11 protein-coding genes are annotated in these 12,294 nt (G+C 70.9%); 1 reads left to right on the top strand and 10 read right to left on the bottom strand.

The window, feature by feature from the left end; translation table 11 throughout:
* Window positions 1-4 precede the first annotated feature (4 nt).
* The 8 genes from ACN28G_RS25615 to ACN28G_RS25580 form a co-directional block, all read right to left on the bottom strand.
* Window positions 5-1,708, bottom strand: coding sequence for a helix-turn-helix transcriptional regulator (locus tag ACN28G_RS25615; protein WP_268239659.1), 1,704 nt, complete (start codon window positions 1,706-1,708; stop codon window positions 5-7).
* 183 nt (window positions 1,709-1,891) lie between these two features.
* Window positions 1,892-2,236, bottom strand: a complete 345-nt coding sequence (locus tag ACN28G_RS25610; protein ID WP_421480512.1) for a DUF742 domain-containing protein — start codon at window positions 2,234-2,236, stop codon at window positions 1,892-1,894.
* The gene (locus tag ACN28G_RS25605) at window positions 2,233-2,727 is read right to left on the bottom strand and encodes a roadblock/LC7 domain-containing protein (RefSeq protein ID WP_091445645.1); all 495 of its coding nucleotides are present in this window, start codon (window positions 2,725-2,727) and stop codon (window positions 2,233-2,235) included. The genes ACN28G_RS25610 and ACN28G_RS25605 overlap by 4 nt, the downstream gene beginning before the upstream one ends.
* On the bottom strand, window positions 2,724-3,881 hold the full coding sequence (locus ACN28G_RS25600) for an ATP-binding protein (RefSeq protein ID WP_421480511.1): 1,158 nt from the start codon (window positions 3,879-3,881) through the stop codon (window positions 2,724-2,726). The genes ACN28G_RS25605 and ACN28G_RS25600 overlap by 4 nt, the downstream gene beginning before the upstream one ends.
* 85 nt (window positions 3,882-3,966) lie before the next feature.
* Complete coding sequence (locus ACN28G_RS25595) at window positions 3,967-4,722, bottom strand: LytR/AlgR family response regulator transcription factor (protein ID WP_091445639.1); 756 nt, start codon at window positions 4,720-4,722, stop codon at window positions 3,967-3,969.
* The gene (locus ACN28G_RS25590) at window positions 4,719-5,942 is read right to left on the bottom strand and encodes a sensor histidine kinase (RefSeq protein ID WP_091445637.1); all 1,224 of its coding nucleotides are present in this window, start codon (window positions 5,940-5,942) and stop codon (window positions 4,719-4,721) included. The genes ACN28G_RS25595 and ACN28G_RS25590 overlap by 4 nt, the downstream gene beginning before the upstream one ends.
* A 19-nt stretch (window positions 5,943-5,961) precedes the next feature.
* Entirely contained in the window at window positions 5,962-7,473 is a 1,512-nt protein-coding gene (locus ACN28G_RS25585) for a sugar transferase (RefSeq protein ID WP_229688289.1), read from the bottom strand.
* A gap of 311 nt (window positions 7,474-7,784) precedes the next feature.
* On the bottom strand, window positions 7,785-8,645 hold the full coding sequence (locus ACN28G_RS25580) for an Fpg/Nei family DNA glycosylase (protein WP_091445633.1): 861 nt from the start codon (window positions 8,643-8,645) through the stop codon (window positions 7,785-7,787).
* A gap of 25 nt (window positions 8,646-8,670) precedes the next feature.
* Between ACN28G_RS25580 and ACN28G_RS25575 the strand changes: the two genes are divergently transcribed.
* On the top strand, window positions 8,671-9,876 hold the full coding sequence (locus ACN28G_RS25575; protein ID WP_091445631.1) for a glycosyltransferase family 4 protein: 1,206 nt from the start codon (window positions 8,671-8,673) through the stop codon (window positions 9,874-9,876).
* Between the two features lie 58 nt (window positions 9,877-9,934).
* On the opposite strand, the gene ACN28G_RS25570 is transcribed toward ACN28G_RS25575, so the two are convergent.
* Both ACN28G_RS25570 and ACN28G_RS25565 read right to left on the bottom strand, forming a co-directional pair.
* Entirely contained in the window at window positions 9,935-10,525 is a 591-nt protein-coding gene (locus tag ACN28G_RS25570) for a hypothetical protein (protein ID WP_421480510.1), read from the bottom strand.
* 131 nt (window positions 10,526-10,656) lie between these two features.
* On the bottom strand, window positions 10,657-12,063 hold the full coding sequence (locus ACN28G_RS25565) for a hypothetical protein (RefSeq protein WP_139135813.1): 1,407 nt from the start codon (window positions 12,061-12,063) through the stop codon (window positions 10,657-10,659).
* Window positions 12,064-12,294: the final 231 nt, after the last annotated feature.

Below are 12,294 nucleotides of genomic sequence, written 5' to 3'. Positions count from 1 at the left end.
GGTCTCAGCGCTGGGTGCCGACGAATCGGCAGGCCAGGTCGACTCCGTCGAGGGAGATCAGGCGGCTGCGCGGCTCGGCGATGCCGGCCAGGCCGTACTCGCCGAGGGCGGCGCAGCGGGCGCGCAGCCAGCGCCAGTCGAGAGCCAGGTACTCGGCGAGGTTGCGGAGCCGGTCGCCGGGCTTGTCGGCGGCGATCACCGAGTGGGCCCGTACGTCGCCGAGCGCGTTCCGGTAGTCGGTGAGGGTGGGACGGTGGTCGGTGACGTCGACGTGCCACACGCCGTCGGCGCGCAGCCAGTTCGCCACGATGGCGCGTCGGCCACCGAGTACGACACCGGGCAGGGTGCCGTACTCGGGTTCGTCGGTGATCGCGGTCTGGGTGCCGAGGGACTCGATCAACGCCACCGCGAGCAGCAGCAGGATCCGCTCGGACACCGACGAGGCACGTACCGCCGCCGGTGGGACACAGAACATCCGGGTCATCCGCTGTCCGGCGGTGGCGAACCGGTCGGCGGTGGTTCGCAGGTACCGCAGCTTGTGCCCGAAGAACAGCCAGGTGCTGGCCTCTTCGCCGCGCTGCTCCCGGCTCCAGAAGACCGGCAGTTCGGTGAGGCTGGCGCAGTGCCGGCGGATGTGGTCGGCGCAGAACGCCGAGCCCAGCCAGAGCCGGGACACGGTGTCCAGTTCGGCGGCGAGTTCACCGCTGACCGCCGATCTGGTCAGCCGGGCGTACTGGGCGGCGGCGATCCGGGAGGTGTCCAGCCGGGCGTCGTCCAGCAGCAGCGACTGGTCGAGGTTGGCGACCGCCCAGAGCACCGCGCCGGTGATCGCGTCCAACTCGTAGACCCGGGGGATGAGCAGGCGGCTGTCCTCGCCGACCCCCACCAGCCGGCGACACGCCTGGCGGGAGTCCAGGGCGAAGATGCCGGAGTGGGCGGGTGCGTCGACGTGGCCGACGACCAGCCGGCGTTGCAGGGACCTGCGCCAGCGTCGATGAGCGCCGGGGCGGGGGATGGTGGCGAGGTTGCGGCCCTCCTCGACGGCCGGATACACCTCGACGTCCAGCGAGGTCCGGGGAAGGTACTGCCCGCGAGGGGCCGGCACGGTCAACGTCTCGCCCTCCCCGGTGGACCGTTGCGCCACCTCGGCCAGCAGCGAGGTGACCGCCATCACCAGTCCCGCCCCCGCCTCGGCCGCCGGACCAGCGGGCAGACCGGAAACCGCGCCGCCCAAGCCAGGAGGCGCGCCGAGAACCGGGCCGCCCGAACCAGCGCCCGAACCAGCGGGCGTGCCGACGGCCGGGCCAGCGACGGTCGGGCCGGCGGCGGCCGGGCCAGCGCCCGAGGTAGCGGAGCCGGCGGGCCCGCCGAGAGCCAGGTCGGGTGAGCCGGCGGTCAGCCGGCCGAGTTCACCCCACCTGGCCCGTCGGGCGGCTTCGTCGCGCTCCGCCCGGCGTTGCAGCTCCAGCCGTTGGTACCGGTCGTAACCGGTGATCAGCTCGCCACCGGCGTTCAGCAGCGTCTCGCAGCGTAACCAGAAGATCCGGTCGGCCATCTGTCGGCCGTTCTCCACGTTGGCCACCGTGCTGCGGGTGCTGTGCACCTGCCGCGCGACGTCCTCCTGGATCAGCCCGTGTTCCCGGCGCCGGTGGGCGAGGCGGCGGCCGAGCGCCCGCCGTACCTCCTGGATCTGCTCTGGATCGATCATTCGGTGGCCCTTCACACCGCGCGGAGGTGTCGGACCCGTCCGTCCAACGTGGGCGACACACGGCGAGCCGACCCTAACCGATCGCAGCGATCACGCCGGTCCCGCCCACCTCCGCGGTCCCCCGCCGCCGGCCCCGGCCCCGGCGACCAGGCCCGAAGATGTCGGCACGCCCGGCGGCGGCGTTCAGGCGATCCGGCGGATGCCGTCGCGGACCCGTTCCAGCAGGCCGGGATCGTACGGGCTCTGGTAGGTGTCGGCGTGCACGGTCAACAGTCCGGCGGTGACCAGGTCGTCGACGAGTACCCGGGTCACGCCCAGCGGCAGCCCGGCGGCGGCGGAGAGTTCGGCGACCGAGACGGCGGCATCCCCGGTGTGCGCGTGCAGGGCGTGTGCCTCGGGTGCCAGCGGGCGGAGCGGCAGCGGCGGGGCGTGCGTCGTCGCGGAGACCAGGGTGTGCAGCAGCAACGGCTGCCGGGTCCGGGTCCGGCCACCGGTGAGCGTGTACGGCCGCGCCTTCGGGTGGGTCACCGTCGCAGCCTCCGGGGCTCCGGCCCGAGTACGCCGAGCAGCCCGCCGGGCTCGGGGGCGAGCACCCCCAACTCGGAGCGCAGTTGCGGGGTCAACGCCGGCCCGACCCCGTCGATGAGCCGGAGCATCTCGTTGGCGATCACCCCCAGGTCAGCCGCCGGGGAGGCGGCGATCATCAGGCAGGCGGCGTCGCCGGCCCGCATGCAGACCAGGTGCCCGCCGGGGTAGCGGACGGTGAGGGCCTCCGGACGGCCGACGCCGAGGACGTTGCCGCCGTCCTGGGCCAGGCTCAACAGGCCGGAGGTGGAGGCGGCGAGCCGTTCCCCGAGGTTGCGGGCGGTGCCCTGGGAGGCGGCCAGCAGCAGCCCGTCGGAGGTGATCAGGAGCGCGTGGGTGACCCCGGGAACCCGGTCGGCGAACTGGTCGACCAACCAGGTCACGTCATCGGCGCTGCGGGGTACGTCGACTGGCGGTGCACCGAAATCGTTCATCGATCTTCCTCGACCTTCAGGGCGGCGTGGGCGGCGATGGCGTTGGTGAAGTCGGCCATTTCCTGTGGCCAGCGTTGCCGGTCCGTCGGATCGGTCTCGACCGGCGGTCCGGTGGGTCCGGGATCGTCACGAACCCGCGCCGGCGGCCGTCGGGGCAGGCCGGCCGCGGTCACCGCGAGCGGACCGGTGGCCACCGCGAGCGGGCCCGGCGCGGTGGGCCGCACGGGCAGCCCGGACTCCGACGCGGACCGGCCGGGCGGCACGGACCGGTCGGATGGCACGGGTCGGTCGGGTGGCACGGACCGGTCGGGCGGGGTGGTGCGGGTCGAGGTCAGGTGGCGCGGGGTTGCCGGGTCCGCAGGCGCGGGCAGGTCGCAGAGCAGCGCCGTCGGGATCAGGACGGTCGCGGTGGTGCCGGCGGAGCCGGCCGTCAGGTGGACGTCGATGCCGTGGGCGAGCGCGAGCTCACGTACCACGAGCAGGCCGAGCCGCACGGCAGCCCGGTCGGGCCGGGCCGGGGCCGCAGCGCCGGCCCGGTCGGGCCGGGTCGGGGGGGTCCGCCCGGCGAGCATCGCGTTCACCTCGTCGACCGCCAGGGCCCGGCCACCGGGGCCGGAGTCGGTGATCCGGACCATGACCTGGTCGGCGTCGGTGCGGTGGGCCGAGACCAGCACCGGGTACGGCTCCGGGGAGTGCCGGACCGCGTTGTCGAGCAGTTCGGTGAGGATGCGGATCACGTCGTCCGCGCCCTGCTCGGTGACGGCCAGGTCGAGCAGTGGACCGATCTCCACCCGGCGGTAGTCCGCGACCGCCGAGGTGGCTGCCCGGACGGTGTCGGCCAGGCTGGTCACCTGTGGCTCGGCGTCGGGCACCGGTTGGCCGGCGAGGACCATCAGGTTCTCCGCCTGGCGGCGTAGCCGGGCCAGGCCGTGGTCGACCGCGTACAGCAGGGCCAGCTGCTCGGGGTCGTCGGCGCGGGCCTGGGCCTGCTCCAGCGCCGGCAGCAGTTGCTGGGCCGTGTCGAGCAGCCGCCCGGAGACCGCTGCGCAGATCGAGGGCCACGGATCGGCCTCGGGTGCGCTGACCGGCCCGGGGACGTACGCGGCGGGGTCCAGCCGCCGTGTCAGCCGCCGCCGCCAGCCGTGCTCACCCATTGTCCCAGCCAAACGGCAGGCGTCGATGTCGAACAGGTTCGACACGGTTTTTCGACACGACCGTACGTCACCTCCCGCGTTACGGTCAGCGACCCCAGTCCTGCTTGGCGGCGCGGACCAGCCGGTCCTTCAGCTCCCGGGTGTGTCGCCGGCTCACCGGCAGCTCGGTGTCGTCGATCACCACGACGTACCCGGAGTTCACCAACCGTAGCTCGGTGATCAACCTTAACTGCACCAGGTAGGAGCGGTGAATCCGGACGAAACCGGCATCGGCCCAGCGCTCGGCAAGTGTCGCCAGGGAGACCCGGACCAGGTGCGAACCGTCGGCGGTGTGCAGCCGGGCGTAGTCGCCCTGCGCCTCCACCCAGCGCACCGCCGAGCGGGGCAGCATCCGGGTGCTGCCGGCCAGCTCGACCGGGATCGTCGGATCCTCCTCGGCGCGGGCCAGGGCCGCCGGGTGGCTGGGCACCACCCGGGAGCCGATCACCCGGCGCAGCGCCTCGGTGAGCCGTTCGGCACGGACCGGCTTGCGGACGTAGTCGGTGGCACCCACGTCGAAGGCGTCGGCCGCGCCGTCGTCGTACGCGGTGACGAAGACGATCGCCGGTGGTCGGGCGAACCGCCGCAGCACCCGGGCCAACTCCATGCCGTCCAGGCCGGGCATCCGGATGTCCAGGAAGACCACGTCCACGTCGTCGTCGCGCAGCACCCGCAGCGCCTCGGTGGCGTCGGCGGCGGTGTGCAGCCGGGCCACCCGGGGGTCGGCCCGCAGGTGGTACGCCAACTCGTCAAGCGCCGGCGGCTCGTCGTCGACCGCCAGCACCCGCAGGAAGCCGCTCACGCGGTGGCCCGTACGCCGGGGTGGAACTTCGGCACCCGCAGGCTCACCTTCGTACCCGAGCCGACGCCGGTCTCGACGACCAGGCCGAACCGGTCGCCGAAGGCCGACCGGAGCCGCTCGTCGACGTTGGAGAGGCCGACGTGCTGTCCGGCGTCCTCGCCGGGGTCGCTGCCGGCCCCGGTCAGGTCGGCGATCCCGGCGGTCAGGGTCGTCGGGTCCATGCCCACTCCGTCGTCCTCCACCGTTATATGGCATTCCGCGCCCGCGTCCCGGGCCTCGATGCTCACCATGCCGGTGCCCGGCTTACGGGACAACCCGTGCCGGACCGCGTTCTCCACCAGCGGCTGCAGGCAGAGGAACGGCAGGGTCACCGGCAGCACCTCCGGGGCGATCTGCAACCGCACCTGCAACCGGTCGCCGAAGCGGGCCCGCTCGATGGTGAGGTACCTGTCGATCGAGCGCAACTCCTCGGCGAGCGTGGTGAAGTCTCCGTGCGCCCGGAACGAGTAGCGGGTGAACTCGGCGAACTCCAGGATCAGCTCCCGGGCCCGCTCCGGGTCGGTCCGGACGAACGAGCCGATCGCGGTGAGCGCGTTGTAGATGAAGTGCGGGCTGATCTGCGCCCGCAACGCCCGTACCTCGGCGCGGGCCAGCCGCTCCCGGGACGACTCCAGCTCGGCCAGGGCGAGCTGGTTGCCGGCCCAGTACGCGGTCTCCAGGGTGGCCTGCACCAGACCCGGCGCGGGTGGGCCGTCGGCGACCGCGACCAGCGCGCCGACCACCCGCCCGGCGGCCCGCAGCGGGGCCAGCACCGCCCCGCGTACCGGGCAGTCCACCCGGTCGCAGGGCAGCTCCGCCTCGCCGAGCACCGTGGAGCGGTCCGCCGCCACGGTGCGCAGCGCCGCCGCCAGCAACTGCGGCGCGTGGTGGCCGCCCCGCCCGTCCAGGGCGAGCAGCTCGGCCCGGTCGGTGAGCGCCAGCCCGGTCGCGCCCACCAGGGCCCGCAGATGGCGTACGGCCTTCGCCGCGCCCGCCTCGGTCAGGCCGCCCCGCAGCGGCTCGGCGGCCAGCCCGGCGGTGTGCAGCACCTCGTAGGTGGCCCGCTGGGTGGCGGTGACGATGCCCCGCCGGGCCCGCAACCGGACCAGCACCCACAGCGCGGTGCCCACCGCACCGACCAGCACGATCACCCCGAGCGTGACGGAGACATCGGCGGTCACCTGCGGATCCCCGCCCGGGTCAGTACGCGCCCTTGCGGGCCAGCACCACGCCGACCGTGCGCCACAGGATGCTCAGGTCGTACGCCAGGGACCAGTTGTCGACGTAGTAGAGGTCCAGCCGGACCGCCTCGTCCCAGGACAGGTCGGAGCGGCCGGAGACCTGCCACAGCCCGGTCATGCCCGGCCGGACCAGCAGCCGGCGCCGGACGTCGCCCAGGAAGTCGCCGTCGTCGGCGGGCAGCGGACGCGGCCCCACCAGCGACATCTCCCCCCAGAGCACGTTGATCAGCTGGGGCAGCTCGTCCATCGAGGAGGCGCGCAGGATCCGGCCGACCGGGAAGACCCGGGGGTCCTCCTTCATCTTGAACAACATGCCGTCGTTCTCGTTCTGGTCGACCAGGCTGGCCAGGCGGTCCTCGGCGTCGACGTACATGGTGCGGAACTTCCAGACCCGGAAGGTCCGCCCCTCGTGACCGACCCGGGGCTGCCGGAAGAAGACCGGCCCCCGGTCGGAGATCTTGATGGCGAGGGCGATGGCGAGGAAGACCGGCACCAGCATCAGCAGGCCCAGCCCGGCGGCGACCTTGTCCATCACGTTCTTGGCCAGCAGCGCCGGCCCGGACAGGGTCGGCTCCTCCACGTAGAGCAGCGGCAGACCCTCGATCGGCCGGATGTGCACCCGGGGGCCGGCGATGTCGGTGAGCTGCGGCGCGACCACCAGGTCGACCCCGGAGCCCTCCAACTGCCAGGCCAGCCGGCGCAGCTCGCCCGGCTCGGCGCTGGCCGAGCCGCAGACCGCGATGGTGTCCCCGCCGACCTCGCGGACCAGGGCCAGCACGTCCCGGCCGGAGTGCACCGGCACCGGCGTCTCCACGCCCCGGGCGGCGGCGTACCCGTCGGTGATGTGGATCGCCACCGGCACCAGCCCGGCGGCCGGCACCCGGGTCACCGCGGTGTAGACCTCCAGGCACTCCGGCAGGGTGCCGACCAGCACCATCCGGTGCCCGGCCTGGCCCACGTTGCGCCGGACCACGTGCAGCACGAAACGGCAGAGCATCCGGTTGAGCAGGATCAGCAGGAGCGCGCCGAGCAGGGCGGTGCCGACGGTGTACCGGGACAGGTCGGTCTTGGTGGCGAAGGCCAGGAAGCTGACCGTCGCGGCGACCGCCACCGAGGCCCGGATCACCCGCTTGTACTCGTCCGGGCCGAGCCCGAGGTACCGCCGGTCGTAGGCCCGGTTACCCCAGAGGATCACCATCCAGCCCAGCGGCAGCAGCAGGAACGCCACGGTGTGGAACCAGGTCGGATCGACGTCGGCGTCGTGGAAACCGGCCCGCGACTGGTCGAACGCCTCGATCGCGATCAGGCTGGCCACCGCCGCCGCCCCGAAGTCCAGCAGGAGCAACAGCGCGATGTAGGGGCGGTGCCACCGGGACACCCGCCGCCTGGCCTTGGCCCACACCGACCGGGGTACGCCGTTGTGCGACGGCGATGTGGGCGGCTGGATCTCGAAGCTGTCGACGTGCCGCACGAGTTTGCTCCGGCCTTCGTTGGTTACCGGGCGCTGGAGGCTTGTCGTCACCTCACCCTTGTCCTCCCGCATGACCGGTGCCGCTCACTTGCCGTGAGGGCCCGCGTCGCCCACCGTTCCAGTCTCCCACCCGGGCCCCACCGGACACCCACGTCAAGTCGGGTGCGTCGGATGGAGTTCGGGGGGATCTGGCCGGCTCCGCCTCAATCAGAAGCCGGGGACCGGGCCACTATACCGGCGGTCGGCGGGGGCGGTGCAGAGGCAAGCGGGAGGTTCGGCCCACGAAGGGAGATTACGGCCGCGGTCGTCACTCACCGTACGAGCTTCGACAGCCGGCGGTCAGCGAGCGGCCTGCCGCCGGTCTGGCAGCCGGGGCAGTACTGGAGGCTGGAGTCACTGAACGACACCTCCCGCACGGTATCGCCACATACCGGACACGGCAGCCCGGTCCGGGCGTGTACCCGCAGCCCGGAGCGCTTCTCCGCCTTCAACTCGGCGGCCCGCTGCCCCAGCGACCGCTGCACCGCGTCGAGCAGCACCTGCCGGGTCGCCCCGTACAGGGCCGCCACCTGGTCGTCGGTGAGCCGGTCGGTGAGCGCGAACGGCGACAGCCGGGCGGCGTGCAGGATCTCGTCGGAGTACGCGTTGCCGATGCCGGCGAGCACCTGCTGGTCGGTGAGCACCCCCTTGATCTGCCCCCGCCGGCTGCGGATCCGTTCGGCGAAGGCGACCTGGTCGACGGCGAGCGCGTCCGGGCCGAGCCGGGCCACCCCGGGCACCGCCGCAGGATCGGTGACCAGGTACGCGGCGAGGTTCTTCTGGGTGCCCGCCTCGGTCAGGTCGAAGCCGGAGCCGTCGTCGAGGCGTACCCGCAGGGCGATCGGGCCCTTGCCGGGGCGCAACGGGGCGGCGGCGGAGAAGCCCTCCCGGTAGTGCAGCCAGCCCGCCCGGGCCAGGTGCACCACCAGGTGCAGGTCGCCGTCGAGGCGTACGTCGAGGAACTTGCCGTGCCGCCCGGCGTCCACCACCGTCCGGCCGGCTGCCGCGCCGGGTGCCGGATCGTACGTCTTCAGGGCGCTGATCGCGGCGACCTCCAGCCGGTCGACCCGCCGCCCGACCGCCCGCTGCCGCAGATAACCCGCGAGCGCCTCAACCTCCGGTAGTTCCGGCACAGGGCTAACGGTAGCGTGTGTCGGCGTGAGAATCGTGGTGGCGCACAACCGGTACCGGGAAGCTCAGCCGTCCGGGGAGAACACCATCGTCGACGTGGAGATCGCCCAGCTCAGGGCGGCCGGGGTCGAGGTGCTGCCGTTCGTGCGCAGCTCCGACGAGATCCCCTCGATGTCGAAGGGCGCCAAGGCGCTGCTGCCGATCTCACCGATCTTCGCCCCGAAGGCCCAGGCCGACCTGTCCCGGCTGCTCACCGAGCACCGCCCGGACGTGCTGCACCTGCACAACCCGTACCCGCTGCTCTCGCCCTGGGTGGTGCGGACCGCGCACAAACACGGCGTGCCGGTGGTGCAGACGGTGCACAACTACCGGCAGGTCTGCTCCTCCGGGCTGTACTTCCGGGACGGGAAGATCTGCCAGGACTGCCGGGGCAGGGTGCTCGGCGTGCCGGCGATCAAGCACCGCTGCTACCGGGGTTCGACCGTGCAGAGCGCACTGATGGCCACCACCCTGGCCGTGCACCGGGGCACCTGGCACTCGGTGGACCGGTTCATCGCGCTCACCTCGGCCGTCGCCGACCACCTGCGCGACTACGGCGTGCCGGCCGACCGGATCGTGGTCAAGCCGAACGCCATTCCCGACCCGGGCACCCCGGCCCCGCTCGGTGACGGGTTCCTCTTCCTCGGCCGGCTCTCCCCGGAGAAGGGCCTCGACCTGCTGCTGGAGGCCTGGCGTCGGCACCCGGACGGGTCGCTCGGCCCGCTGCGCATCGCCGGTGACGGTGAGCTGCGTCCGCTGGTCGAGGCGGCCGCCGCCGAACGCGCCGACGTCACCTTCCTCGGCCCGCTGGACCGCACCGGGGTCCGTGCCGCCCTGGACGCCAGCGCGGTCGTGCTGGCCACCTCCACCTGGCACGACGTCCTGCCCACGGTGATCATCGAGGCGTTGGCAAGTGGCCGCCCGGTGCTCGGCACCAACCTCGGCGGCATCCCGTTCCTGGTCGGCGCGGACACCCCCGGCACGCCCGCCGGCGCCGCGCTGGTGCCGGGTGAGGCGGGTTGGGTGGTGCCCCCGGAGCCGGCCGCCCTGGCCGCCGCCCTGCCGGTCGCCGCCGCCGGGGCCGCCGCGCTGTCGGCCCCGGCCCGGTCGCGCTACGAGCGCACCTTCCACCCCGACGTGGTCACCAAACGCCTGATCGACGTGTACGCCTCACTCGCCGCCGCCCGCGCCTGACCGAGCCGCCTCCGGCGGTGGCCGGAGGCGCGGCCGTCGGTCGTGCCAGGAGCTGCGCTCACCGAGGTGACTGGCTCCGCCGCTGCTCGCTCGGCGCGGGATCCCCCTGGCTGGCCGGATTGCGGGCGGAGCCGGAGGCGCTGGGAGCGCTGCGGGACGACGTCATCCAGCCGTAGGTCCTCATTCCTGCCGCAGCCGCCGCCACCTGATTCCTGGTCGAAATTGTCACGGAGTCATCCGACGGAAGGCGAAAGGATCTGGCGGAGTCTATTCTCCGCTGTTCGTCAGGGGTATATGTGACGCCCTTTCCGTCGAGCCAGCTGCGGAGGCTGGTTTCGCTAATGTCGTGCCGACGTGCGTACTCCGCCACCGTTACTGTCCGGCCGCGCAGAACTTCGTCCGAAAATCTCAGGGCGTGCCGCTTGCGGACTTCAGCTGAGAAACGCTCACGGGCTTCTTTGGCCCGGTCAATTCTTTGCTGCTCTCCGTCGGTGAAGATCACGCCTTTCTGGCCGTTGACGTAATTTCGCAGATTTGTCATGGGCAAACCATTGTCCCTCGCGTACGCCGTATACCCCCTGCCGTCGCCGGTTTGATTTTCGTCCGCCCAGGCCAGGGCATGCCGTTTGCGTTCATCGACTGGAAGCACTCCTGCCTCCTCCTCGCTGTCGAGATCTGCCGGACACTCGACCTCGGCCGGCCGAGACCGGCCCCGTTCGTGACCTCGGTCGCTGCCATGCAGCGTTCGGACCGCCCCGGGTCCGCCGGGGCGGGACCAGCTCAGGATCGGGGGGACTGGCTCCGCCGTTCCGCCGTGTTCCGATCGGAATGCCAGGTCTTAGCAGGAGGTTCCGCGGCGCTGGAGCTGGCACCGGCACCGGCTGAGGTCATCCAGGTGTATTTCCTCATGCGGCTCCCGGCCGCGCGCGCCACCATCGAATTTGCATTCGCAACGTCGGTCGCATGTCGTTCTTTCTCCAGTTGAGCCTTTTCTTCAGGCGTAGCTTGGTTCTGCCGGTCGTGAACCCATCTTTGCAGCGTGTCGGCCGCAAGCCCGTTCTTTGCCGCGTACTCGATCACGCTTGTTCCGTGTGTGCTGTTTTCCGATGACCAGCCTGACACGTGTTTCATGCGTTCCTCGGCCGAGTAGGCCGGGCGGGCTTGAAGTTTCTTCGCCTGGTCGATGGTTGCCTGTTGTTCGGGTGTGAAGGTGACGCTGCGCCCGTGGATCCAATTATTTAGTGTATGAAATGCCAGGTCATTCCTTGCAGCGTATTCGGTCATGGTTGTTCCGCGTGCAATGCCTTCTTGTGCCCAGCTAATGGCGTGTTCGATGCGTTCCTCGGCCGAGTAGGTCCGCTGGGAGGCGGCTCGCTTCGCCTGGTTGATGGTTGCCTGTTGTTCGGGTGTGAAAGTGACGTTGCCACTCCCGTTCACCCAACTTCTCAGTGTCGCGGTCAAAATCCCGTTCTCTGCCGCGTACTCGGCCATGGTTGTTTCGTTTGCAATGCTTTCCGCTGCCCAGCCCAAGGCGTGTTTTATGCGTGCCTCGACCGGCAAGGTTCGTTCAGTGGCTTGTTTTGCCTGGTTGATCAATTCCTGCTCGGCGGGTGTGAAGATGACGCCGCTATTCTCGTAGACCCAACTTCTCAGTGTGCCGGGTGCAATGTTGTTTCTTGTGGCGTAGTCGGTGGTGGTTGTTCCGCGTGCAGTGCCTTCCTTTGCCCAGCTCACAGCGTGCTCGATGCGTTCCTCGGCCGAGTAGGTCTGCTTGGAGATAGCTCGTTTTGCCTGGTTGATCAATTCCTGCTCGGCGGGTGTGAAGGTGACACCCTTCCCGTTTATCCAATTTTTCAGAGTAGTGTTTGAAAAGCCATTCATCTCCGCGTAGGCGTTGATTGGTGTAGCCTTCTTCAGGCATTCCTTGACCCATTCTGCAACGTGTTGTTTGCGCTCTGCGGGCGAGTAGGTCTGGAGGTCTGCGACTCGTCTCGCCCGGTTGACAAGCTCCTTTTCCTCGATGGTAAAGCTGGCGCCGTTGGCGTCGTTTATCCAACTGTGCAGCGACGTGGGCGAAATATTATTTTCCCTCGCGTATGCAGTCTTCGACTTTTCCTCGGCAAGGCTGGCCTCCGCCCACGCCAGGACGTGTTCCTTCCGCTTTTCGACGCTGAACTTCTCTGGCATCTGTCAACCTTTGCTGGATCGGCTCGGAGAGCCCCGCGGCTCTCCACCTGGACGCGGCCCGCATGGCGGTGACTGCTTCGTCGTTGCCCCACGGTTGCGGTCGGATACCGTCAGCACGGATGCGAGGGGTCGTCGGTTCAACGGGAAGTGCCGAGTCTTTCGCCGGCGAGTGGCCGTCCACGTCGGCTCGTCGACACGGCCACCGGCGGCTCGAAGGACACCGATCTCGGG

Origin of the sequence: Micromonospora sp. WMMA1923 (genome assembly GCF_049179195.1) — a bacterium.
Lineage (GTDB): Bacteria > Actinomycetota > Actinomycetes > Mycobacteriales > Micromonosporaceae > Micromonospora > Micromonospora yangpuensis.
Note: the sequence above shows the minus strand (reverse complement) of the source record. Positions and strands in the feature narration are given on the sequence as shown.